This window comes from Streptomyces sp. NBC_00376 (genome assembly GCF_036077095.1).
GTDB lineage: Bacteria > Actinomycetota > Actinomycetes > Streptomycetales > Streptomycetaceae > Streptomyces.
The window spans coordinates 229,258-251,157 of the sequence record NZ_CP107961.1 but is presented as its reverse complement, the minus strand read 5'-3'; the positions used below and the strand labels follow the sequence as shown (position 1 = coordinate 251,157).

Genomic DNA, 21,900 nt, shown 5'->3' with positions numbered 1-21,900 from the left:
GGTATCCGTGTTCACACTGCCGCTCGGCGACACCGCTCGACTCCGCCCTCTGGAACCCTGGCACGCGCCGGAGTTCCTCGCCCACATCGACCGTGCACGGCCCCATGTGGACCCCTGGATACCCTGGGCGACCTTCAGCACGGACCGCGCCTCCGCCACCGCCGTCCTCCAGCGCTACGCCGACAAGCAGGCCCAGGACGCCGCCCGGATCTACGGGATCTGGCTGGACGGCACGCTCGTCGGCGGCGTCATGTTCACGCGCTTCGACAGCGCCTCCGGAGTGTGCGAGGTCGGCTGCTGGCTGGAGGCCGCCGGGGAGGGCCGGGGGCTGGTGACCCGGGCGTGCGAGGCGTTGATCGACTGGGCTTTCGCGGAGCGCGGGATGAGCCGGGTCGAATGGTGGGTCGCGGCGGGCAACACCCGGAGCGTCGAGGTCGCGCGCCGGCTCGGGATGACCCGTGACGGGGTGCTGCGCAAGCACACCGAGTACCGGGGCGAGCGGCGCGACATCGAGGTCTGGTCGGTCCTCTCCGAGGAGTGGCCCTCGGAGGAAGCCAAGGCTGAACCCGAAGCCGAAGCCGCGTCCGACGTCAAGGCCGAACTCGACCGGCTGATGCACGCCTTCCTCGGCGCGTTCACCAACACCGGCGGCAGCCGGCCGAACCTCGACGCCGTCCGTGAGGTGTTCATCCCGCAAGCGACGATCATCGCGAACACCGGTGGCGCCGGGGCCGAGCCGGTGGTCTACGACCTCGACTCCTTCATCGGCCCCCGGGAGAAAATGCTCACCGACGGGACGCTGACCGAGTTCTCCGAATGGGAGGTCGCCGAGCGGACCGAAGTCCTCGGGTCCGTCGCGCACCGGTCCAGCGAATACCGGAAGTCCGGAATCCGCGACGGCGAGCGGTTCGAGGGCTCCGGCCGCAAGACGGTCCAGTTCGTACGGACGCCCACCGGCTGGCGGATGAGCTCGATGGCCTGGGAAGACATGTAGGTGCTTCGGAGCCATGGGCCCGGCCCCTGGGCGCTCCGGCCCGGGGGGTCCGGATCACACGGCGGGGAGCGCGTAGATCCGCTTCCCGTGCATCACTGCCAGCCGGTCGCCCCCCGCCACCACGTACCACTGCTGGATGTCGCCGGTCTTGTCGTTGTAGGTCCAGCGCAGCTTCCCGGTCGCCACGTCGAAGGCGTGCACGCCGCCGTCCTTGTCGAACTCGGTCGCGCCGTACAGGGTGCCTTTCACCTTGGCGAACTGCCACGCCTGCGTCGCCGACTCCCGCAGGTCCTCGTTGTGCCAGATCTGCTTGCCCGTACCGGGGTCCACCGCCCACAGGCCGCGCGCGCTGTCGGCCGCGTAGAGCACCCCGTCCAGGACGTGCGGGTCGTTGAACGAGCTGAACTCCTCCGTCCGCAGCGACCAGCGTTCCTTTCCCCCGGCCAGTTCGAAGGCCCGCAGCCGCCGGCCGTCCGCCACGATCACCAGATCCTTGTGCATGGCGAAGTGGCGGTTGTTGGACCGGCTGATCTTCTTCGTCCATACCTGCCGGCCGGTCGCCGTGTCGCGGACGGTCACGTTCTCCCGGTAGTCCGTGTAGACCAGGCGCCCGTCGACGGCCGCGGCGGTGATGCCGAACTCCTCGGTCCCCTCGTCGCGCTGCTCGCGCCAGGCGATCCTGCCGGACGTGGTGTCGATCGCGGCGATCACGTTGTTCGGCGTCGTGAAGTCCTTCTCCAGGATGCCGGCGATCACGTACACATGGCGGTCGTCGGCCGCGATCGGGCGCGGCTGCTCGTACTGCTTGCCCAGGCGGCTGCGCCAGGTCTCCTTGCCGGTCGCCGGATCCAGTCCCACCACGTCGCCGTCGTACTCGGCGCTGGCGAGGTAGAGCGTGCCGCCGCCGAGGACGAGCTTGGCACCGGGTGTGGTGACGCCGCGGCGCGACCACTTCTCCTTGCCGGTGGCCATGTCCCGTCCCACCAGCGGGTCGCCCGACACCAGGGCCACGTTCCCGATCACCGCGAGCGCCTCGTTGCCGGACAGGCTGGTGTTCGCGGCAGCCGCCCGCCACAGCGGCTCGGGCGCGGTGCCCGGCGGCGGGGTGGTGAAAGTGTCACCGCTCCTGCCCCCGCCCGGCTTCGAACCCCCGCCCCGGACATCCGCTTCCTCCTCGGGACCGCACCCCACGACACCGGCCCCGAACACGGCCAGCCCCAGCCCGGTCCCGGCCAGCCCGAGTATTCGCCTGCGTGACACCACGCGCCCGTCACGACCGCCCATGTCTGTTCCCACTTCCGTCCGGCTGTTCCGACGTCCCCCAGGGACCCCTTGAGCGCCGCCAGGCTAGCCATCGATTTTCGGCCGACCGACGGATGGCACACAGCCGGGACACAGCCGTGAAGGTCTCGTCACAGGGCAACCGTCGCCCCGCCGGCACCACCCGCACCGGGGGACCCGAAGCGGGCCAGGCAGTGCCACACCTTCTTGACCGCCTGGGGGTCGTGGCGTCCGTCGCGTGCCGCGTCCCCGACTATGCGGGGATCGAGTACGCCGCCGACGGCGATCCGCGTGCCCAGCTCGACGTACTCCTGACCCCGGTAGCCGGGGTGCAGGCGAAGCGTCTCGACCCCGAGGCGGAAACCCGGGTGCCACTCGACGGGGCAGCCGAGACGTCGTGCCGCGGCCTCGACAGCCGTGCCCCGGTAGCACGGGTCCAGAACCAGCGCCTCCACATGACGGTCCAGCAGGACCGGTCCGTGCACCTGGGCCTCGACGTAGTCGTCGAGCTCGTCCTGGCTGTCGGCCAGGGCAAGGGCCACGAGCCTCATGCGGGCCGCGACACCGAAGTCCGAGGGTTCGAGGAAGCTGTCCGGGTAGCAGAACGTGGTGCGCGCCAGGGTCCGTGCGGTCAGCCGGAAGTGGGCGGAGCCGAACCGCGGTGCACCTCCGACCGGCTTGCGGCGGAAGTTCAACGCCCCGTAGACGGGTCGCTCATGAGCGGACGCCGCGTCGTACGCCCCGCCGAAGATCCGGCTCTCCCAGCGCCACCGGTCCCCGCCGGGATGCGCGGTCAGTCCGCCGTTGCTGGTCCCCGTGACGAACTGGGAGCGGTAGGCACCGTCTTGGGCCAGGGCTTCGAGGATCGGCTTGCCGTGCAGCAGGCGGTCCGGGTGGAAGTTGAGGGTCACCCGCAGCGCCGGGTCCAGCGCAGGACCCGACGCAAGCCCCGCGACGTGGCGGATGGCCATTGCCTGCGGTGTCCGGGACGCGTCGGAGATCATCCGTGCAGTGTGCCCCGGGCCGCTCGACCGGCACATCCGGATTTCCACCGGCCGCGGTCCGTCGCGGCCGGCACAGCACTCAGACCAGGGACTTCCCGGTCTCGACGACGACCCCGTAGAGGTCGGAGACCGTGGCGAGCGCGCTGCGATGGATCTGGTCGGCGGTCAGCTCGGTGCCCACCGAACGCAGCGGGCGCGTCGCGCAGGCGTCGGCTACCACGGTGGGCCGGTTTCCCCGCAGGAACGCGCCCTCGGTCGTGAACGTCACGCACATGTGCGTCATGAAGCCCGCGACGATGACGTCCTTGTTGCCGGCGGCGTCCACGTGCTCGGCCAGGTCGGTGTCGACGAAGGCGTTCGGGGCCTTCTTCACGACGACGGGCTCGCCCTCGATGGGCGCCACGCTCGGGTGGATCCGGCCGATCTCCGCACGGATGTCGTACGGGGTGCCCTCGCCGCCGTCGTTGATGACGTGGATGACCTTCGTGCCCGCCTCGCGGGCCCGGCCCAGCAGTTCGGCGGCCGAGTCGAGCGCGGCCTGCCAGCCCTCCAGCTCCATCACGCCACCGACGTAGGTGTTCTGGTAGTCGACCAGGATCAGGGTCGAATCGGCGAGCGACGCGGGCGTCTCGTCGAAGCCGTTGAGTTCGCGCAGAGTCGTCGTAGCCATGGAATTACCACCTCGGGTCTTGTGCCGCATCGCGTGCCGCGCATCGGGCCAGGATCTGTCGCCCACCGACGCGGTGAGCCGACTCCAGAACGCTACGGTCGGCCGGAGCATGTCGGCAATGCCATCTAACATGCAGATACCGACATCGCAGATCGCAGATTCCGGCCGGGCCGAGGGCCGGCCGGACACGGACCCCATGAACGCGGAGACCCCATGAGCGCCGTCGAACGGCTCGTCGTCATCGTCCTCTTCGAAGGTGTCGACCTGCTCGACGTCACCGGACCGCCGGAGGTGTTCGCCCTCCTGCGGCGCGAGACGGACGACGAGGCGGGTTACACCGTCGTCCTCGCCGCCGAGACCATGGCCCCCGTCACCACCTCCGCCGGCGTGCGCATCCTCCCCGACGCCACGTTCCACGAGGTGTCCACGAGGAGCATCGACACCCTCCTGGTGCCCGGGTCGGTCGAGGTCGACGGCCGGCGCCGGGTGCACGCCCTCACCGACCCCGCCGTGGTCGGGTGGGTGAAGAAACTCGCCGCCAGGACACGTAGGGTCACCTCCGTCTGCGTCGGAGCACACATCCTCGCCGCCGCCGGGCTGCTCGACGGCAAGCGCGCCACCACCCACTGGTCGACCGCGCAACAACTCGCCGCCGACCACCCCGAGGTCGAGGTCGACGCGGACCCGATCTTCATCCGCGAAGGCGACGTGTGGACCGGCGCGGGCATCAGCGCCTGTCTCGACCTTTCGCTCGCCCTCGTCGCCGACGACTTCGGCGAGACCGTCGCGCTGCGCGTGGCCCGGCAGCTCGTGATGTATCTGAAGCGGCCGAGCGGACAGAGCCAGTTCAGCGTTCCCCTCGAACCCGTCTCCACGACACGCCGCATCGAGGACCTCCGCCACCACATCATGGGCAATATCGGCGCACCGCTCACCGTCGCGGACCTCGCCGCGTTCGCCCACGTCGGCGAGCGGCAGCTCACCCGGATCTTCAAGGCCGAGCTCGGCATGACGCCGAGCGCGTACGTCGAGTCGGTCCGCGTCGAAAGGGCGCGCAACCAGCTCGAATCCACCGATGCCACCCTCGAACGCATCGCGTCCACCTGCGGGTTCGGCACGACCGACACTCTCATCCGGGCGTTCCGCCGGACGCTGGACACCACACCGACGGAGTACCGGCTCCGGTTCCGGGCCGGCTCCGACGGCCTGTCACCACGGGGCGGCCGACGACGCAGGAGCTGAGAGCCGTCCCGTACGGCCCGTACAGGCTGACGTGCATGGTGGGGCGGGTAGCCGTATGCGGCACCTCCTCCGCCCCGGCTCTCACACCTCGGCCCTCACACCTCGGTCGAGCGGCCCACGTCCGGGCCCGTCTCCGTCACCGCGCGCAGTGCGAGCTCCCGGCTCTTGCGTACGTGGAGAAGGGTGATCGCCGCCGCCGCGTCCGCGTCTCCCGCGGCGATGCGTTCGTACATCTCACCGTGTTGGGCACGCATGGGGGCGGGTTCCGTGTTCAGGCCGAAGAGCAGTCGCAGCTGACCGTTCAGCCTCTGCATGAGCTGGGCCAGCAGCGGGTTGTCGGCGAGGGCCACGATCCCTTCGTGGAAGGCGGTCCCGGCACCGTTCTCCCGGGTCCGGTCCCCGGCCGAGGCGGCCGCCTCCGCCCGTTCCAGTACGGCCCGCAGCTCCGCCAGGGCGCCGTGCCCACCCGGTGCGGACAGGGCCACGCGGCGGGCGGCGAGGCGGGACGCCTGGATGGCCAGCGGCTCCCACACGTCGTACAGGTACTCGACGTCGGCGCGCTCCAGCCGGCGCACCCGTACGCCGCTGTGCGGCAACAGGTCGAGCAGCCCTTCCTCCACCAGGGCCCGCAGTGCCTCGCGCACCGGCACCCGCGACATCTGGAGGTCCTGGGCGATCTCGCGCTCCACCACCCGGGTGCCCTGGGCGTAGCTGCCGTCGATGATGCGGTCCCTGACGGCCTGGCGCGCGACCTCGCTCAGCGGGGTGCGCGTCGCCGGGGCGGACGGCTGTTCTCCGTCGCCCTTCCGGCCGGTGCCTGCCGTCACGTGTGCCGTCCTCCTTGTGCCTTCCCGGCCTGTCCCGGCGCCCGGTCCTGATCCGGGGCGTCCCGTCACCTTATGCGTACGCTGGGGCGACGGGACGCCACCCGGGTCACCCGGTCCGGGCTCGGGAGCCGAGAACCGGCACCTGTCAGGCCAGTCGGCCGTCGCGGGCGACCACGCGTCCGCCGTGCACCACCATGTCGCGCGCGGGCATGTCCACCACGACCTGCGGCAGGCACTCGGAGTGGAGCAGGACGAAGTCGGCCGGCGAGCCCGGGGAGAGGTCGGCGCGGGGCAGCCGCATGACGTCGGCACCGCCGTGCGCGCCGGCTTCGTAACAGGCGGACAGTTCCTTGTCGAGGCGGACGTCCGTGACCCAGCCGAGCAGGTGCGTCCGGTGGAACATGTCCGCGTTGCCGAAGGGGCTCCAGGAGTCACGCACCCCGTCCGAGCCGAGCCCGACCCGTACGCCGTGCTCGCGCAGCTTCTCGATCGGCAGGACCAGCGACGCGCTGGGCGCCACGGTGGTCAGGGCGATGTCCAGATCGCTCAGGTCCGCGGCGGTCTTCGCCAGTTCGGCGTCGGAGAGGCCGGGCAGGCAGAAGACATGACTGACGGTCACCTTCCCGTTGAGGGACAGGGCCCGGGTGCGGTCGATGATGGCGCGCAGCACCGTCGTGCCGTTCACACCCCGGTCGTGGAGGTGGATGTCGATGCCGACGCCGTACCGGTCCGCGAGACCGAAGAGCAGGTCCAGCTGCTCGTCCATGGCGTGGTCGAAGCTGATCGGGTCGAGTCCGCCGACCATGTCGACGAGTCCGCTGCGGGCGGCATCCCTGAGCAGTTCCGCGGTGCCGGGGGTGCGGATGACGCCGTGCTGCGGGAAGGCCACGATCTGTACGTCGAGCGCGTGCTTGAGCCGTTCGCGCGCCTGCCCCACGCCTTCCACGGAGGCCAGGCCGTAGGCCGGGGCGATGTCGGCGTGCGCCCGCATGGCGCGCGTACCGCGGGTCACGGCGTGCGACATGAGCGCGTACGCGCGCTCGGACACCGGTCGGCGCTGGCTGCGGAACAACTCCGCGTCCTGCTGGGCGAGTTCGGCGATGGTGTCGGCCGGCTTGCGCGACACCCATTCACCGCCCCACGTCGTCTTGTCGGGGTGGATGTGCGCGTCGACCAGGGACGGCAGGGCGATGCGCCCGCCGCCGTCGATCACCTTGGCGCCCCGGGGCGCCGGGTCGCGCGTGATGCGGCCGTCGACAACCGTGAGGTCCACCGGCTTCGCGGCACCCATGGGCCGCACGTCGCGGAAGACCACCGCGTTGCGGGGCTCACGGCGCGAATCGCCGCGGGGGTCGGCCACCGCGGGCGAAATACCGGCGGACATGGCGATACCGGCACCCGCCAGGGATGCGGCGCCCGCGAGGACACCGCGTCGGGACGGCGTGGAGGGAGGGGGCGTCATGGGACTCCTTCGGCTTGACGCGGGATGCAAACGGAAACCAGTTTGTATACCAACGCGGCGGGCCGGGCAAGGCTCTCGCGAGTCCATTGCATCATTCGTCCGGAATTCCCCCAATGAATCTCTCGCTGTACAGGTATTGGTATACGAATATTTCGTCCATCAAGTGCGCATCGAGCCGGGAGCACATCGACTGCCACCCGCACCTGGACCGGTCAGGGCGTCATCGGCCGGTCCAGGTGCTCGTTGGCCGGTCACGGTCAGGGCGCCGTGGGGCGGCCGATCGACTTGGTTTCGCGTACGGCATCGGCGATGGCCAGAAAGTCCTTCCTCAGGATCGCGCCATGATTGCTGGCGACCTTCGCACTGATCCTGATGTTCGGGTTGCGGGCGGTCACCCCGTCGAGGCTGGCCCGAATCCGCTCCTGCTCGTCACCGCGGCTTCCCAGCGACGTTCCCGAAGCGACCACGTACCGCACCGGAACGGTGATGCCGTCCAGCACGGGGCCCAGCTCGCGCTCGCGGGAGAGCCTGCCGAGCTCGATGTTGCTGTTCGCCTGCTGCTCGGCGGTCATCCGCGGAGTCAGGCCCGTCGGGCGCAGCAGCGGTGTGAACCAGCCCATCCGCCGGAACAGCTTCCGGATCCGCTGCTCCATGGCCTCGTCGAGCCAGTCGTGCGGGAAGGCGCCGTCGACCAGGACCGCGCCCTGGGCGCGGTCCGGGTTCCGGCCGGCCCAGTGCGCCGCGACGAACGCTCCGTAGGACCAGCCCACCACCAGCGCCCGGTCCACTCCCCTGGCCGCGAGAACTGCATCGACGTCCCTCACGGCGGCGGCGAAGGAGTAGTCCGCCGAACGCTTCGATTTCCTGCCGCGCGCCCGCTCGTCGTAGGTGATGTGCCGCCATCCCGTGCCCAGTTCGGCGATGGTCCGCCGCCAGTAACCCTGAGTGGCGAACTGACCGTTGAGGTAGAGCACGGGGATTCCGGGACCGCCGGTGTCTGTGACGGCCAGGGCTGTGTCGTCCACCGGCACCATGCCGGTCCAGGCGGACTGCTCGATGGTGGTCATGGTTCCTCTTTCTCCGGGCTGGAAGTGGATCGGGGACGGTGCTTTCAGAGGCTGCGGGCGTCGATGTTGCCGTGGTCGGTGGTCGCGTGGATGTTCAGGCCGGCGTCGCCGTCGGTGTTCTTGAGCGCGTTGTGGATCCGGCCGTAGCCGGTGCCCGCGTCCAGGGAGGCGGAGACCCCGGCGGCGGCTCCGACCGACACGTCGCCCATCTGCGTGCGCAGCACGACCGCGCCGCACACTGCCTCGGCGATCCGGATGTCACCGCGTCCGGTGCTGATCTCCGCCGGGCCGCCCAGACGGCCGATCGACACGTCGCCACCGGAGGTGGTGACACGGACGCCCGCGGCCTCGTCGACCTTGATCGCACCCTGCGCGCCCTCGAAGGCGACGTCGCCGAACCGTCCGACGCCCCGGAACTCGGCGCAGGACGACTTCACCTCGACCCGGGATCCGGCCGGCAGTTGGACGGTGACCTCGATGGATCCGGAGGGGCCGAAGTACTGGTTCTTCGCCGCCGGGGCGCCGATCCGCAGAACGCCGTCGGCGTAGGCGACCTCGGCCTGCTCCGCCGCCTTCACGTCGCGGCTCTTCGAGGCGCTCGCCGGCAGGACCTCGACGGTGGTGTCGGTCCGGTCGGCGGCGATGAACTGCACGCGCCCGGCGGGGATGTCCAGGACGGCGGAGATCGGGGTGGCGGTGTCGAAGTTCTGCATCGTGCTCTCCTTTTGCGTTCGTCGTTTCTGACATCGCAAACGCTACGTTGCGTTCAAGGATCGGGCAACAAGCTTGTTGCACTCGATAAGCATCAGTGCAGGTGAAGGGCCAATTATCGTTGCAACGATTCCGCTTTTAATGCAACGTCAGCCACCCCGTTCGTTGCATTGAATGGAGAGTGAACGCTATGCTGGGGGCATCGAGGAAGCGTGAAGGGAGATCGCGGTGCCGGGAGGCAGACTCACCCAGCAGGAACGCCAGCAGATCGCGCTGGGGGTGGCCGACGGGCTCGCCTACGCGGAGATCGCCAGACGCCTGGACCGCCCCACCTCGACGATCACGCGCGAGGTGATGCGTAACGGCGGCCCCACCGCCTACCGCGCCGACCTGGCCCACCGCGCCACCGAACGCCGCGCCCACCGGCGAAGGCAGGCCACCCCTCGCGGGCCGCAGCCGCCCGAGCAGGCCAACGGACGCGACACCGAGGCCGTGCGCGAGTACGAGGAGGTGTTCACCACCCTCCTGATGCAGCAGGGCCTGCCCCAGATGATGGCCCGGGTGCTGACCTGCCTGCTCACCAGCGACGCGGGCAGCCTCACCGCGTCCGAGCTCGTCCAGCGCCTCCAGGTCAGCCCGGCGTCCATCTCCAAAGCGATGGCGTACCTCGAAAGCCAGGGCCTCATCAGCCGCGAACGGGACGAACGCCGCCGCGAGCGCTACCTCGTCGACGACGAGGTCTGGTACCGGTCGATGATCGCCGCCGCGCGGGCCAACGCCCAGCTCGCCCGGACCGCCCGGCAAGGGGTCGGCGTCCTCGGCCCCGACACCCCGGCAGCCGTGCGCCTGGAGAACATCGCCCGCTTCGTCGACTTCGTCGGCGAGAGCATCGCCCGCGCCGCGGAGCAGGCCCGCGAGATCCTGTACACGAACCCCGAACCTGCTTCGGGCGACGCGGCCACGCCCCATGCGGACCGCGGATGAGCATCCCAGGGTCAGACCGTGGCGTCAGGCCCCGGGTCCGGCCTCCGGGTCCGGCCGTCGCGTCAGGCCTCCCCGTCATAGCCGGACCGGGCGGCCCGGACCTCGTCCATGCTCTCCTCCGCCCACGCCTTGATCGCCCGCATCACCGGAACCAGGCTCTCCCCGAGAGGAGTGAGGGCGTAGTCGACCCGGACCGGCACCGACGGTGTGACGGTCCGGGTGAGCAGACCGTCCCGTTCCAGGTTGCGCAGGCTCTGGGTGAGCATCTTCTGACTGACGCTCACCAGCCTCCGGGACAGCTCGGTGTAGCGCTGCGGCCCCTCGGCGAGGGCGTTGACGATCAGGCTGACCCACTTGTTGCTGATGCGGTCCAGCAGGTGCCTCGCGGGGCACTCGGCGAGGTAGGCGTCGTATTCGGCACGTGCCTCGGCTCGCGTTGCCATGACTCTCCTCGCGTTCCCTGGGCACCTTGAAGTGCCTTCTTCCTCATGGAGAGTAACTCCCCCTAGGGTCGCGCCCGTTGATCGAAAGCCAAGGGACCGAGGGACCGAGGAAAGGGGCGGCGCGTGCGCGCGATCGTGGTACGGGCAGTGGGCGGACCGGAGGCGCTGGAGCTGGTGGATGTGCCGGTGCCGGCCACCGGAGCCGGGCAGGTACGGGTGCGGGTCGAAGCAGCCGCGGTCAATCCGGTAGACGCGGCCACCCGCTCCGGGAATCTCCTCTCGGCGGGACTGATGTCGCCCAGGGAGGTCATCGGCCTGGGCTGGGACGTCGCGGGCCGGGTCGACGAGGTCGGTCCGGGGGTGATGACGTTCTCCCCGGGCGACCGGGTGATCGGGGTACGGGACAGGCTCGACCTCTCGCTCGGCACCTACGCGGAATTCGTCGTGCTGGACGCCACCGCGGTCGCGACGGCGCCCGCCGGGCTCTCGGCCGTCGAGGCCGCGACGCTGCCGCTGAACGGACTCACCGCCCTCCAGTCCCTTGACCTGCTCGACCCGGAGCCGGGCGCGACCCTGCTGGTGACCGGTGCCGCGGGTGCGGTGGGCGGTTACGCGGTGGAGCTGGCCGCCCTGCGCGGGCTGCGGGTGGTGGCAAGCGCCGCGGCCGGGGACGAGGCGTTCGTCCGGGCGGCGGGTGCCCGGTGGTTCGTGCCCCGCTCGGCCGACCTCGCCGAGGCCGTTCGCGCGCTGGTCCCGGGCGGTGTGGACGCCGCCCTGGACGCCGCCGTGGTCGGGATCCCGGCGCTGGGCGCCGTACGCAACCGAGGCGCCTTCGTCTCGGTCGTCGGCGGTGCCGCGCCGGTACCGCTGCGCGGTATCACCGTGGCCGAGCAGTGGATCGCAGCGGACGCCGATGCCCTCGCCCGGCTCTCCTCACTGGCCGGGACGGGGCAGCTCACCGTGCGGGTGGCCGACACCCTGCCCCTCCACGAGGCGGCGCAGGCCCACCGCCGACTGGCCGAGGGCGGCATCCGCGGCCGGCTGGTCCTGGTTCCCTGACGGGGACGTCGTGGCATCAGTGCTACATCAGCCGGACATCAGCAGAACGACAGTACGAGGGTCAAAGCTAGGAGCAGACCAACCGCCGCACCACATGCAGCAGCGCCCCGGGCACTCCCCCGTTCCGGGGCGCTGCGACGTGGTCCGCAACGGTGCGTGCCCGGGGCCGGAAGGGTCCGGCCCAGGCGGGCGAGCGGGGACAGGGCCATCAGGGCGGGGGACACCATCAGCCCCGCGGTCGTCACCAGGAGAGCCGTGCGCGGCGCCCACTCCTGCGCGAGGAAACCGCCGAGCAGCGAGCCGACCGGGGTGAGGCCCATGCCGGCGAAGGTGATCGTCGCTGCCACGCGGCCCTGCATCCCGTCCGGGGTGACGGCCTCCCGCACGGCCATGACCGTGACGTTCACCAACTGGCCAAAGGCCCCGAACACGAGGTTGACCGCGATGAGCGAAGGGACCGTCACCCCGGCGGGCCCGTGCAGCGCGGGCACGCACAGCATCACGCCGTCGCCGAGTACCGCCGCCGACACGAGCACCGGGCCGTGGCCGAACCGGGCCGGCAGCCGGGCGGCGAGCAGCGAGCCCAGCAGCGCTCCCGGTCCCGTCGCCGCGAGCGCCGGCCCGACGGCGGTGCCCGAGAGGTGGAGTTCGCGGGTCAGGAAGAGCAGATAGACGGTCATCATCGCGGCGAAGGAGAACTGGAAGGCGGCGGAGGCGAGCCCCACCGTCCGCAGCACTGGATCGCCGGCGACGAAGCGGAGCCCCTCGCTGATCCGCCGCCGGACCCGAGCGGGACGTTCCAGGCGCTGCGGGACGGGTTCGTCGCGCCGGATCCGCCGGATCGACAGGAACGACAGCGTGAAGAACAACGTGCCGGACGCGACGGCGACCGGCGCCGACAGCAGGGAGACCAGCATGCCGCCGAGGGCGGGGCCGCCGGTCTGGGCCGCTGAACGGCTGCCCTCCAGCGCGCTGTTGCCGCGTACCAACTGATCGCGCCCCACCAGTCGTACGAGGGAAGCCTGGTAGGCCACGTCGAAGAACACGGACAGGGTCCCGACGGCAAAGGCGGCCGCGTACAGGACCGGCAGCCCCAGCAGGCCCAGGAGACCGGACGCGGCGACCGGTCCCAGCGCCACGGCCCGGCCGAGATCGGCCAGGACCATGACCGTACGGGTCCGCCATCTGTCCACCCACGCGCCGACCAGGAGCGAGAACAGCAGGATCGGCATCTGCCCCACCGCGCGGAGGGCGCCCAGTCGGCCGGCGTCCGCGTCGAGGGTCAGAACGGCGATCAGCGGAAGGATCACCAGGCTTGCGTGCTCGCCGAGTTGGGAGACCGTCTGGCCCACCCAGAGCCTGCGGAAATCGGCGTCCCGCCACAGGCCTGGCGGATCGGAGCGCCCGGAATGGGACACGGAAACGGAAAGGGAAAGGGAAAGGGAAAGGGAAGTGGGAGAAGGAACGGAGGAGGAAGCGGACGGCACAGGAATCCCTCGGGTTGCCGAAGAAGGTGCCCGCCACCCGGCGTACGGCGGCTGCGCCGACGGTTCGGGCGGGGGAAGGCTCGCTGTGCCGCACATCGGAGGCAGCACGCGATGACAGGCCGGTCACGGCCTGCGGTGTCAACGCGTGCTCGGGCGACCGGGCATGTCCTGGCTCCTCGTGGGGCGTTCGATGCCCCGGCATCGGGCGGCCCCAACGGTACAGTCCGCCGGCCGATAATCTGAGCCGCATGGACGAGATCAACGGGGTGGAGGTCATCGCGTTCACGGACGCCGAGGCGTTCGAGAGCTGGCTGGCCGAGCACGGCACACACAGCACCGGCATATGGATCAAGGTGGCCAAGAAGAAGTCCGGCATCGCGACGGTCACCGACGACGAGATGGTCGACATCGGGCTGTGCTACGGCTGGATCTCCGGACAGCGCCGGTCGCTCGACGAGCAGTACTACCTCCAGAAGTACCTGCCGCGCCGCCCCAGGAGCCTGTGGTCGCAGGTGAACGTGGACAAGGTGGCGAAGCTGACGGCCGCGGGACGGATGCGTGAACCCGGGCTGGCCGAGGTGCGCAGAGCCCAGCAGGACGGGCGGTGGGCGGCAGCGTACGAGTCGCAGCGGACGGCGACGGCACCGCCGGACCTGGTGGCGGCGCTCGACGCGGATCCCGGGGCCAGGAAGGCGTTCGAGGCTCTCGACCGGTCGGGGCGCTACCAGCTGATCCTGCCGTTGCTCCAGGCGCTCACCCCGGAGACCCGGAAGGCCCGGCTCGACAAGGCCCTGCACCGGCTGGCGCACGCGGATCCGCCGGAATGAGCCGAGGGCGGTGTCCGGCTGAGCGGCGGCTTCGCCGATGATGACGGGATGATGGTCCGGACAGAGGCGGTGCGGCAGGTCCCGTCGAAGCCCGCGAGGGTCCGAGTGCGCTGCGCGGTGGGCACCGCCGTGGTGCTCTGGCACGGTGCCCCCGAGGACGTGGGCCGCGAGCACCATGTCGAGTGGACCGTCGACGAGGACATCGTCTGGGCGGCGAACACCCGGCCGGCCGCCTCCGGCCCGCCCGGATTCCGGGAGGACGGTGAACACATCGTCTTCCGGGGCCGGCTGAGTCCCACCGGGGACGGCACGGCACTGTTGGACGTGAGTGGCGCGCTGCTCCTGTTCGAACTCGCGGTTCCGCCACCGCCGGACGGCGTCGACGCGGCATGGGTCGAGGTCCGAGTCGGGAAGAAGAACGTCGGTCTGTGGCCGTATCGGCTCTGACCGCGTCGGCTCCGCCCGGTCCGACTCGGCAGCGCGATAACTCGGTGTTCATGGCGGACCCGTCGGAGCTAGCCTGCGCCGCATGACTGAGAACGATCTTCCGCCGCGCCTGACCCGGCTCACCTTCCACGGTCCGCTCTCCGAGGCGCGAGCCGCGCGGATCGTCGACCGGCTCGGCCGGGCCGCCCCGGCGCGGGTCCTGGACATCGGTTGTGGCTGGGGGGAGTTGATGCTCCGCGTCCTCGACGCGGTGCCGGGGGCGACCGGGATCGGCATCGACCTCAACGGCGAGGACCTCGCCCGGGGGCGCGCGAACGCCGAGGCCCGTGCGCTGACCGACCGTGTGGAGTTCGTCGAGGGGTCCGCCGCGGAAACGTCGCACGGGCCTGCCGACCTCGTCCTGTGTCTCGGGGCCAGTCACGCCCTCAGCGACGAGGAACCGCCCCGGCACAGCGCCGACGCGCTGCGCGCGCTGCGCGGGATCGTCGCGCCCGGGGGGCGGGTCCTGCTCGCCGAGACCTTCTGGCAGCGCTCTCCCACCTCCGCCGAACTGGCCGCGATGTGGCCGGACGCCCGTGCCGACGAACTCCACGACCTGGCCGGACTCGTCGAAGTCGCGGCGGCCGCCGGGTTCCGGCCCGCCTGGATCGAGACGGCCGGCGAGGACGAGTGGGAGGACTTCGAGTCCGGCTACCAGTCGGACGTGGAGGAGTGGCTCGCCGCTCACCCGGACCACCCGCTGTCGCAGGAGACGCGCGAGCGGGTCGACCGGCACCGGGCGAGCTGGCTGCGGGGCTACCGGGGAGTGCTCGGGATGGCCTACCTCACGCTGGTCCCCGTGGACCGAGCGGGCTGAGCAGGCCGAGCATTTCCCGCAAGGCGTCGGGGCCGGTCGGCTACGCCGCGAAGCCGATGTTGGTGACGTACTCGTACTGGCCCCACTGGGAGCCGAGGTCGACGATGACGTCCTCCCAGGCGTCGTCCAGGCCCTGCTGGTCGCCGGATGCCCAGGCCTCGACGATGCGGTCCCAGCGGCGAACGTTCATCGTGCGGTACTCAACCAGTCGCTGGAGCGGCCGGGGCACCTGCGACTGGTTCAGCGGGTGGATCTCCACCCGCGTCCCGCCGCCGGCGTTCAGGCGCCGCAGGAGATACCGGGCGACGTTCTGGCGGCGCACCTGACGGTAGGCGGCGTCGATGCGCTCCAGGTTGGCGTTCGACGGCCGGCGCCGTTCCTCCAGCCATGCCTTCAGCGTCCGGTCGGTCACCGTCAGCCCGGCGTCCCTGGCCGCCCTGCGGCTGTGTTCCGTCCTCGTCAGATAGTGCAGGCGCGCCATCAGACCACGCTTCACGGTCACCGGGGTGACGACGCCGTCCGCCAGCTCGTCGAGTTTGCGTGCGACGGCGTCACTGCCCTTGATGCCCCGGGCGCCGAACTTCCCGAAGTCGATGGTCCTCTCGGGCATCTACTCCTCCTCCCCCGACATGACCCCGGTGTCCTCGGAGTCGTCTCTGCCCGCGGTGTAGGTGTCCTTCGTCTTGACCTCGGTCACGCCTCGACCCTCGGGGAAGACACGGTGCCAGTCACCGATCACGTGGAGCTCATCGGTGCCCATCGCGCGTACGACGGTGAGTCCCTCGTCGTGGGCCTTGAGGGCCTTCATCCAGAGGTTGGCGAACGCCTGGCTGCGGATGATGTGCATCCAGTCCGGGCGGTAGAGCTCGCGGTTGTAGTTCGACTCCCCCATCGTGGAGACGAACTTCGAGTACATCGCCTTCACGTACTCCAGCGTCACCTCGTCGCCGTCGGCGATCGCCGTGTCCCTGGCCTCCTTGAGGGCGACGCGGAACTTCTCCAGCAGGTTCTCCGTAGCCCCGGACGTGTAGGACTCGTGGATCTCCGGGGGCGCGCACAGGGCGTGCTTGGGACCGGAGAGGCGCAGCAGGAGGCGCAGGGTCGGTTCGGTGACCCACAGCGGGCCGGGCTCGTCCCGGTTGCCGATCGGGTTGGGCAGCACCGCCCCGTGCTCCCACTCGGGCGGGGTGATGAGGTGGACGCCGGCGCGGCGGCGGTCGTGGGCGAATCCGGCGCTGTGTTCCAGCTGGCCGAGCGGGAGGTGGGTCTTCAGGGCGGAGAGGTAGGCGCCGTTGATGTCGAGTGCGGTCACCTCGTGGCGGCCGGGCGGCAGTTCATGGCGGGTCCACTTCGGGCGCGCCTCCCAGATCCGGTCCGCGCCCTTGGAGGTCTGCTTGCGCAGGATGTCCGGGATCCACGGGTGCGCGACGATGTCGTACCGCGCGCCCTTGCGGGTCTCGTCGAGCAGCCGCATCGCGTCCGGGATCGCCCGCTTCAGCAGCGCCGCGAGGGCCGCTTCGACGTCGCCCCGGTGCTCGGCGAGCACCGCCTGAACCGTCTGCCCGATCAGGTCCCCGGGCCCGGACTGCTCCTGGAACGCACGCTTGGCCGGGCCCCGGACGGGCCGGGCGGGGGATGGTGGTGGTGTGGGCTGCGTGGCGGTGGACGGCGCAGCAGTCGGCTCTGTGGAGGTCGGTTGCTCGACGGTGGACGGTGTCGCGGTCGCGGGTCGGCAGTCGGACGGGTCCAAGTGCTGGGCAAAGCCCGCCACCCGGTGCCTGGCCGGTGCTCCGCACAGCACACACGGCTCGGCGGCGGCGAGGGACTCCACCTCGTCCCCTGCCTCGCCCTCGCCCGCGCTCTCGTCCCCGGTCTCGCCCTCGACCTCGGCCTCGTCCTCCGCGGGCGCCGTTTCCTGCCCCGTCCCGGCGGGGAACTTGGCGGCCAGTCCGTCCAGCAGATACGCGTACTTGGCGCGGATCTCGTCCGACGGCTCACGGCCGCCCTCCCACGCGCCGACCGTACTGGGGCTCACGCCGAGCGCTCGGGCCACCTGGGCCTTGGAGAGCCTGGCCTGCTCCCGCAGCTCGCGCCGGACGTCCGGCGGCGGGAGTTCGGCCTGCGGACCGACGTCCGCGAGCAACGCGTCGATGGCGTCGAAGTCACTCACCGGAGCGTTCCTTTCGCGGCGACTGAGGTGTCATGAGGCCCGTCGGACGCATCAGATGTACGTGACGGGGTTGCGGGACAGATGCGGGCTACTGGTCGGGCGGCCGACACGGGGGTCGGCGCGCAGGAGTTCGCCTTCGAGAGCGTAACGGTCACCGTGTTTGGAGATGCCGATGATCCTGGCGACCGCGAGGACGGTGCCTTCGGTGTTGATGATCTGCACCTCGTCCTGCGACAGGGCCCGGTCGGCGTTGAACTTCCAGATGCCCCGGCCGACTTCCCATGCCTCGTCCTCGCTCATGCCCCGGCGCCACCCGAGGGTGGTCCGCAACAGGCGGTCGTCCGGGTCCGCCGCGCGCTCGGCACCGATCTGGATCTGCAGCACCCGCCCACCTCCCGGCGCCATACTGTTCAACTTGTTGGAAAGTTACCATGCACGCCGTCGGAGTGGGGCGCGGCAGGCTGCGGTGAGCCCTTCGGCGCGTCACGGAGGAGCCGGACCACCGCCCGGAGAAACTCTCGCCATGACCGACGCAGCGAAAGCAGTCCTCGAAGGCGGACCGGACGATCTCCCCGACCGGATCGTCCCCCTCACCGCGCCCGGGCCCGACATCAAGATCCCGTTCCGTGGCGGGTACGAACACTTCAGGGCCACGGCACGCCACCAGGAAACGGCCGAGGGGCAGTTGCCCGTCTACGAGTGGTGGGAGCGCACGGAGGTCCCCGGGTAGGGCCCCTCTCCTCGGGCGGATCGGGACGTCACACCCCGCCCAGCACCACGGTCCGGGACGGAGTCGCCGAGGGCAGGACGATCTGCGAGGCGCCGCTCCTGCGGTACTCCTGCGGACTGACCCCCCGCACCCTCTTGAACGCCGAGCTCAGCGCGAACGCGCTGCTGTAGCCGACCTGGTGCGCCACCGTGGCCACCGTGACGTCCGATTCGCGCAGCAGGTCGGCGGCCATGGCGAGGCGCAAGGTGGCCAGGTAGGTCATCGGCGGCTCCCCCACCACCTCGGTGAAGCGGCGGGCGAGGCCCGCCCGGGAGACACCGACCTTGCGGGCCAGCGACTCCACCGTCCACGCATGGGCCGGATCACCGTGCAGAAGTCGCAGTGCGGGCCCCACCCTGGGGTCGGACCGGGCGTGATGCCAGGCCGGCGCACCGGCGTCCGGCTCGGCGAGCCAGGCGCGCAGCACACTGACGAAGAGCAGGTCGAGGAGGCGGTCGAGGACCAGTTCCTGTCCCGGCTCGTCGCGGCCGATCTCCTCGGCCAGCAGGGGTACGAGCGGGCTGTCGTCGAGGGCGGCGGGCAGCACCAGGAGGGTGGGCAGGGCGCCCAGCAGCCGGCGTCCGATCTCGCCGGGCGCCTGGTACGTACCGCTGAGCATGACGGACGAGCCCTGCCCGAGCGGGTCCCCCCAGGTCCGCACCCCCAGGGCCATGGTGTCGGTGACGTCCTCGCCGACGGTGGTGCTGCAGCGCTGGTCGGGGCCGACGGTGACCTGGACGGGGGTGTCCTGCGCGTCGGCGACCGTGTAGGGGTCGGGGCCGCGCAGCACGGCGATGTCGCCGGGACCGATGAGGGCCGGAACACCGCCGTCGGGCATCACCCAGGCGCTGCCCCGGACCATGGTGGCCAGGGAGATCGGAGCCCGGTCCTCGACGCGGAGCGACCAGGGCGGGTCGAAGACCGACTTGAGCAGAAAGGCGCCGCGCGCCTTCGGCCCGTCCAGGAGTCCGGTGAGTACGTCCATGTGGTGATCCCCATTCGGCTCGAGGGCGCGGCGCCGGGCCGAATCCGTACCGGGCACTCTCAGATGCTGCCGGGTACTGCCGGGCGTTGTCAGACGTTCCAGACGCCGGTGGCGGCGGCATCCTTCGCAAATGCCGAGAAGTCGCGCGGCTCGCGGCCGAGGACCTCCTCCACGCCGTTGACGACGTCGGCGTTGCGCCCGTCGAGGATCAGGGCGAACAGGTCGGCGAACTCGACGGGCAGCTCATTCTCCCGCAGGAACGCCCGGTAGTCGTCGAGGGAGACCGGGGTGTACGTGATCTCCCGGCCGGTGACCTGCGACAGTTCGGCGGCCACATCACCGAAGCCCAGCGACCGGGGCCCGGACAGCTCGTACGTCCTGCCTATGTGCTTCTCGTCGGCGAGTACGGCGGTGACGACGTCGGCGATGTCTTCGACGTCCACGAACGGCTCCACCGCGTCGGCGGTCGGCAGCACGAGCTCACCGGCGAGGACGGGCTCAAGGAAGAAGCTCTCGCTGAAGTTCTGGTTGAACCAGCTGGCCCGCACGACGGTCCAGTCGGCGCCCGACTCCTTGAGCTTGTTCTCGCTGTTGACCGCGCCCTCTTCACCGCGTCCGGAGAGCAGTACCAGCCGGCGCGCGCCCTTCTTCACGGCGAGCTCGGAGAAGGCGCCGACGGCTTCCGCGGCTCCGGGGAACCCGAGGTCGGGGTAGTAGGTGACGTAGACGGCTCCGACTCCGTCGAGCGCCGCCTCCCAGGTGTCGGGGTCCTCCCACACGAAGGACGGTTCGGCGTTACGGGATCCCACGCGCACCGGCAGCCCCTGCGCGGTGAGCCGCTCCGCCACACGGCGCCCGGTCTTTCCGGTGCCGCCGAGCACGAGAATCGTCTTCGAGTCGGCCCGCTGAATGTCCTGCTGGATGTCCTGCTGAGTGCTCTGCTGGATGTTCTGTTCGTTCGTCATGCCGATCAGTCAACGCTGCCCCGGCGAGACGAACCATAGCCACAACGCTCAATTCCATACGCGTGCGTCCAAAGTCGGATCCCGTCAGTCAGGCGTCACCCCTGAGCCGGTCTCGCTGGATCCGGTGTGCGAGGGTGCGGCGCACGGAGGCCGATGTGGTGGTGGAGGCCGGGATGGCGGTGGTCGCCTTCGGGGGGACGTCGAGGCCTCGGCCGATCCTGTCGTACGCCTCCTGGTAGCGGCCGGGCATCGTCGCCCGGTGCCGTCTCAGGTCCTCCTCGACGAGGCGTCGCAGCTCGTCGACGTTCTCGGGGGTGAAGCGCTTCTTCCCCCGGGCGAAGTCGTTGACGTAGCGGGTGCAGCGGGCGGTGTCACCCAGGGTCTCCGAGATCTCCTCGGCAAGGGCCCACAGGCGTCCTTCGAGCCATGGGATGTCGTACTGGTCGAGAGAGAGCGCCATCGGGGGCGGCGGTTCGTCGTCCAGCCGGTACTTCGCCAGCTGCTTGGACACGGCGGGCTGGCTCATGGCCGCGAGCCGGGCGATCCTGTCCTGCGTCCAGCCGAAGCCGATGAACAGCTTGATCATTTCGGCGCGCAGCTTCCGCATCTCCTCGCCCGCGCGGATGACCTCGTTCATGTCGGCGAGCATCCGCCCGGCCTGTTCCTCGGTCAGCGCCTCGGGGACCCGGTCCGTGCTCTCTTCGCCTGCCATGTATCGGTTATACACCTCGCCCCCTCCGAGTCATAACCAGGTTGTACAACTTGGTTATGACTGGCATGGTCCTTGCCATGCCCACCTTCTGCGCACCTGACGGAACCCGGATCGCCTACCGCATACACGGAGGCGGAGACGCCTCTACCAATGGCGACCGCGACCCGGTCGTCTGCATCCCCGGAGGTCCCGCGGACTCCCGCTACCTCGGCGACCTCGGCGGCCTGTCCGCACACCGCCGGCTGATCGTCCTGGACCTTCGCGGCACCGGACGGTCCGCGATCCCCGACGACACCTCCTCCTACCGCTGCGACCGCCTCGTCGAGGACGTCGAGGCCCTGCGCACCCACCTCGGACTCCCTCGGATCGATCTGCTCGGCCACTCGGCCGGAGCGAACCTCGCGACGCAGTACGCGGCACGTCACCCGAAGAACGTCGGCAGGCTCGCCCTGATCGCCCCGGGCACCCGGGCCCTCGGAATCACGATCACCGGGCAGGCGCGACGTGAACTCGCCCGGCTTCGCAGGGACGAACCGTGGTTCCCGACGGCGTACGCCGCCCTGGAGGCGGTCACCGGGGGAACCGGCAGCGACTGGGAGGCCATCAGCCCCTTCTTCTACGGCCGGTGGGACGACACGGCGCGGCAGCACCTGGCGGCGAGCCGGCCGGACAACGAGGAGGCCGTCGCCCTCTTCGCGGCCGAGGGTGCCTTCGCGCCGGATGCCACCCGTGCGGCGCTCGCCGGCTTCGCGGCCCCCGTCCTGCTGCTCGCCGGAGAGTTCGACGTGAACAGCCCGCCCCGGTCGGTGGCCGAGGCGGGCGAGTCGTTCCGCGATGCCGAACTCGTCGTACAGCCAGGGGCAGGTCACTATCCCTGGCTCGACGACGCGGACCGGTTCACGGCAACCGTCGCGGCGTTCCTGGGCTGACGCCCGCAC

The 21,900-nt window shown here is 70.8% G+C and carries 24 protein-coding genes; 9 read left to right on the top strand and 15 right to left on the bottom strand.

The window, feature by feature from the left end; genetic code table 11:
- Positions 1 to 7: 7 nt before the first annotated feature.
- Entirely contained in the window at positions 8 to 994 is a 987-nt protein-coding gene (locus tag OG842_RS40890) for a GNAT family N-acetyltransferase (RefSeq protein ID WP_266737914.1), read from the top strand.
- 54 nt (positions 995 to 1,048) lie between these two features.
- Here the strand turns inward: OG842_RS40890 and OG842_RS40885 are convergent, their stop codons facing one another.
- The 3 genes from OG842_RS40885 to OG842_RS40875 all read right to left on the bottom strand — a co-directional run bounded on the left by OG842_RS40885 (position 1,049) and on the right by OG842_RS40875 (position 3,949).
- Positions 1,049 to 2,278, bottom strand: a complete 1,230-nt coding sequence (locus tag OG842_RS40885; protein ID WP_266737915.1) for a PQQ-binding-like beta-propeller repeat protein — start codon at positions 2,276 to 2,278, stop codon at positions 1,049 to 1,051.
- 128 nt (positions 2,279 to 2,406) lie between these two features.
- Complete coding sequence (locus OG842_RS40880) at positions 2,407 to 3,279, bottom strand: DUF3626 domain-containing protein (protein WP_266737917.1); 873 nt, start codon at positions 3,277 to 3,279, stop codon at positions 2,407 to 2,409.
- Between the two features lie 79 nt (positions 3,280 to 3,358).
- Positions 3,359 to 3,949 carry a cysteine hydrolase family protein gene (locus OG842_RS40875; protein ID WP_266737919.1) on the bottom strand — a complete coding sequence of 197 codons (591 nt, stop codon included), beginning with the start codon at positions 3,947 to 3,949 and terminating at the stop codon, positions 3,359 to 3,361.
- A 213-nt stretch (positions 3,950 to 4,162) separates the two neighbouring features.
- Between OG842_RS40875 and OG842_RS40870 the strand changes: the two genes are divergently transcribed.
- Positions 4,163 to 5,191: a GlxA family transcriptional regulator gene (locus OG842_RS40870; RefSeq protein WP_266737920.1), complete on the top strand. Its 1,029-nt coding sequence runs from the start codon at positions 4,163 to 4,165 to the stop codon at positions 5,189 to 5,191.
- A 95-nt stretch (positions 5,192 to 5,286) separates the two neighbouring features.
- On the opposite strand, the gene OG842_RS40865 is transcribed toward OG842_RS40870, so the two are convergent.
- The 4 genes from OG842_RS40865 to OG842_RS40850 all read right to left on the bottom strand — a co-directional run bounded on the left by OG842_RS40865 (position 5,287) and on the right by OG842_RS40850 (position 9,260).
- Positions 5,287 to 6,018: a GntR family transcriptional regulator gene (locus tag OG842_RS40865; RefSeq protein ID WP_266737922.1), complete on the bottom strand. Its 732-nt coding sequence runs from the start codon at positions 6,016 to 6,018 to the stop codon at positions 5,287 to 5,289.
- 145 nt (positions 6,019 to 6,163) lie between these two features.
- Complete coding sequence (locus OG842_RS40860) at positions 6,164 to 7,480, bottom strand: amidohydrolase family protein (protein WP_266737924.1); 1,317 nt, start codon at positions 7,478 to 7,480, stop codon at positions 6,164 to 6,166.
- 257 nt (positions 7,481 to 7,737) lie between these two features.
- Complete coding sequence (locus OG842_RS40855; protein ID WP_266737925.1) at positions 7,738 to 8,547, bottom strand: alpha/beta fold hydrolase; 810 nt, start codon at positions 8,545 to 8,547, stop codon at positions 7,738 to 7,740.
- A gap of 44 nt (positions 8,548 to 8,591) precedes the next feature.
- Positions 8,592 to 9,260 (bottom strand): DUF4097 family beta strand repeat-containing protein, encoded by a 669-nt coding sequence (locus OG842_RS40850; protein ID WP_266737927.1) that lies wholly within the window; start codon positions 9,258 to 9,260, stop codon positions 8,592 to 8,594.
- Between the two features lie 226 nt (positions 9,261 to 9,486).
- On the opposite strand from OG842_RS40850, the gene OG842_RS40845 reads away from it, so the two are divergent.
- The gene (locus OG842_RS40845; RefSeq protein ID WP_266737928.1) at positions 9,487 to 10,242 is read left to right on the top strand and encodes a helix-turn-helix domain-containing protein; all 756 of its coding nucleotides are present in this window, start codon (positions 9,487 to 9,489) and stop codon (positions 10,240 to 10,242) included.
- A 62-nt stretch (positions 10,243 to 10,304) separates the two neighbouring features.
- On the opposite strand, the gene OG842_RS40840 is transcribed toward OG842_RS40845, so the two are convergent.
- Positions 10,305 to 10,685 (bottom strand): winged helix-turn-helix transcriptional regulator, encoded by a 381-nt coding sequence (locus tag OG842_RS40840; protein ID WP_266737929.1) that lies wholly within the window; start codon positions 10,683 to 10,685, stop codon positions 10,305 to 10,307.
- 123 nt (positions 10,686 to 10,808) lie between these two features.
- Between OG842_RS40840 and OG842_RS40835 the strand changes: the two genes are divergently transcribed.
- Positions 10,809 to 11,744 (top strand): NADP-dependent oxidoreductase, encoded by a 936-nt coding sequence (locus tag OG842_RS40835; protein ID WP_266737931.1) that lies wholly within the window; start codon positions 10,809 to 10,811, stop codon positions 11,742 to 11,744.
- Between the two features lie 38 nt (positions 11,745 to 11,782).
- Here the strand turns inward: OG842_RS40835 and OG842_RS40830 are convergent, their stop codons facing one another.
- Complete coding sequence (locus tag OG842_RS40830) at positions 11,783 to 13,162, bottom strand: MFS transporter (RefSeq protein ID WP_266737933.1); 1,380 nt, start codon at positions 13,160 to 13,162, stop codon at positions 11,783 to 11,785.
- A gap of 317 nt (positions 13,163 to 13,479) precedes the next feature.
- Between OG842_RS40830 and OG842_RS40825 the strand changes: the two genes are divergently transcribed.
- From OG842_RS40825 to OG842_RS40815, 3 genes are all read left to right on the top strand, one after another.
- The gene (locus OG842_RS40825) at positions 13,480 to 14,058 is read left to right on the top strand and encodes a YdeI/OmpD-associated family protein (protein WP_266737935.1); all 579 of its coding nucleotides are present in this window, start codon (positions 13,480 to 13,482) and stop codon (positions 14,056 to 14,058) included.
- A gap of 48 nt (positions 14,059 to 14,106) precedes the next feature.
- Complete coding sequence (locus OG842_RS40820) at positions 14,107 to 14,505, top strand: hypothetical protein (RefSeq protein ID WP_266737936.1); 399 nt, start codon at positions 14,107 to 14,109, stop codon at positions 14,503 to 14,505.
- A gap of 82 nt (positions 14,506 to 14,587) precedes the next feature.
- Positions 14,588 to 15,361 (top strand): class I SAM-dependent methyltransferase, encoded by a 774-nt coding sequence (locus tag OG842_RS40815; protein WP_266737937.1) that lies wholly within the window; start codon positions 14,588 to 14,590, stop codon positions 15,359 to 15,361.
- A gap of 40 nt (positions 15,362 to 15,401) precedes the next feature.
- Here the strand turns inward: OG842_RS40815 and OG842_RS40810 are convergent, their stop codons facing one another.
- The 3 genes from OG842_RS40810 to OG842_RS40800 are packed head-to-tail and all read right to left on the bottom strand — an operon-like array spanning position 15,402 to position 17,915.
- Positions 15,402 to 15,971, bottom strand: coding sequence for a transcriptional regulator (locus OG842_RS40810; protein ID WP_266737939.1), 570 nt, complete (start codon positions 15,969 to 15,971; stop codon positions 15,402 to 15,404).
- Positions 15,972 to 17,531, bottom strand: coding sequence for a helix-turn-helix transcriptional regulator (locus OG842_RS40805; RefSeq protein WP_266737940.1), 1,560 nt, complete (start codon positions 17,529 to 17,531; stop codon positions 15,972 to 15,974). It lies immediately after the preceding gene.
- A 51-nt stretch (positions 17,532 to 17,582) separates the two neighbouring features.
- Positions 17,583 to 17,915 carry a hypothetical protein gene (locus OG842_RS40800; protein WP_266737941.1) on the bottom strand — a complete coding sequence of 111 codons (333 nt, stop codon included), beginning with the start codon at positions 17,913 to 17,915 and terminating at the stop codon, positions 17,583 to 17,585.
- Positions 17,916 to 18,054: 139 nt separating this feature from the next.
- On the opposite strand from OG842_RS40800, the gene OG842_RS40795 reads away from it, so the two are divergent.
- Positions 18,055 to 18,261 (top strand): DUF5988 family protein, encoded by a 207-nt coding sequence (locus tag OG842_RS40795; RefSeq protein WP_266737942.1) that lies wholly within the window; start codon positions 18,055 to 18,057, stop codon positions 18,259 to 18,261.
- A gap of 28 nt (positions 18,262 to 18,289) precedes the next feature.
- On the opposite strand, the gene OG842_RS40790 is transcribed toward OG842_RS40795, so the two are convergent.
- The 3 genes from OG842_RS40790 to OG842_RS40780 form a co-directional block, all read right to left on the bottom strand.
- Positions 18,290 to 19,285: an AraC family transcriptional regulator gene (locus OG842_RS40790; protein WP_266737944.1), complete on the bottom strand. Its 996-nt coding sequence runs from the start codon at positions 19,283 to 19,285 to the stop codon at positions 18,290 to 18,292.
- A gap of 89 nt (positions 19,286 to 19,374) precedes the next feature.
- Positions 19,375 to 20,166 carry an NAD(P)H-binding protein gene (locus OG842_RS40785; protein WP_266738131.1) on the bottom strand — a complete coding sequence of 264 codons (792 nt, stop codon included), beginning with the start codon at positions 20,164 to 20,166 and terminating at the stop codon, positions 19,375 to 19,377.
- A gap of 172 nt (positions 20,167 to 20,338) precedes the next feature.
- Positions 20,339 to 20,962: a sigma-70 family RNA polymerase sigma factor gene (locus OG842_RS40780; RefSeq protein WP_266737945.1), complete on the bottom strand. Its 624-nt coding sequence runs from the start codon at positions 20,960 to 20,962 to the stop codon at positions 20,339 to 20,341.
- Between the two features lie 77 nt (positions 20,963 to 21,039).
- Here OG842_RS40780 and OG842_RS40775 point away from each other — a divergent pair, with 77 nt between their 5' ends.
- Complete coding sequence (locus OG842_RS40775; protein WP_266738132.1) at positions 21,040 to 21,891, top strand: alpha/beta fold hydrolase; 852 nt, start codon at positions 21,040 to 21,042, stop codon at positions 21,889 to 21,891.
- Positions 21,892 to 21,900 lie beyond the last annotated feature (9 nt).

Coding starts and splice junctions, on each gene's coding strand:
- OG842_RS40875 (WP_266737919.1), bottom strand. CDS start 3,949: ATGGCTACGACGACTCTGCGCGAACTCAACGGCTTCGACGAGACGCCC.
- OG842_RS40825 (WP_266737935.1), top strand. CDS start 13,480: ATGGACGAGATCAACGGGGTGGAGGTCATCGCGTTCACGGACGCCGAG.
- OG842_RS40885 (WP_266737915.1), bottom strand. CDS start 2,278: ATGGGCGGTCGTGACGGGCGCGTGGTGTCACGCAGGCGAATACTCGGG.
- OG842_RS40780 (WP_266737945.1), bottom strand. CDS start 20,962: ATGGCAGGCGAAGAGAGCACGGACCGGGTCCCCGAGGCGCTGACCGAG.
- OG842_RS40855 (WP_266737925.1), bottom strand. CDS start 8,547: ATGACCACCATCGAGCAGTCCGCCTGGACCGGCATGGTGCCGGTGGAC.
- OG842_RS40860 (WP_266737924.1), bottom strand. CDS start 7,480: ATGACGCCCCCTCCCTCCACGCCGTCCCGACGCGGTGTCCTCGCGGGC.
- OG842_RS40880 (WP_266737917.1), bottom strand. CDS start 3,279: ATGATCTCCGACGCGTCCCGGACACCGCAGGCAATGGCCATCCGCCAC.
- OG842_RS40790 (WP_266737944.1), bottom strand. CDS start 19,285: ATGGACGTACTCACCGGACTCCTGGACGGGCCGAAGGCGCGCGGCGCC.
- OG842_RS40820 (WP_266737936.1), top strand. CDS start 14,107: ATGATGGTCCGGACAGAGGCGGTGCGGCAGGTCCCGTCGAAGCCCGCG.
- OG842_RS40850 (WP_266737927.1), bottom strand. CDS start 9,260: ATGCAGAACTTCGACACCGCCACCCCGATCTCCGCCGTCCTGGACATC.
- OG842_RS40810 (WP_266737939.1), bottom strand. CDS start 15,971: ATGCCCGAGAGGACCATCGACTTCGGGAAGTTCGGCGCCCGGGGCATC.
- OG842_RS40775 (WP_266738132.1), top strand. CDS start 21,040: ATGCCCACCTTCTGCGCACCTGACGGAACCCGGATCGCCTACCGCATA.
- OG842_RS40870 (WP_266737920.1), top strand. CDS start 4,163: ATGAGCGCCGTCGAACGGCTCGTCGTCATCGTCCTCTTCGAAGGTGTC.
- OG842_RS40815 (WP_266737937.1), top strand. CDS start 14,588: ATGACTGAGAACGATCTTCCGCCGCGCCTGACCCGGCTCACCTTCCAC.
- OG842_RS40795 (WP_266737942.1), top strand. CDS start 18,055: ATGACCGACGCAGCGAAAGCAGTCCTCGAAGGCGGACCGGACGATCTC.
- OG842_RS40840 (WP_266737929.1), bottom strand. CDS start 10,685: ATGGCAACGCGAGCCGAGGCACGTGCCGAATACGACGCCTACCTCGCC.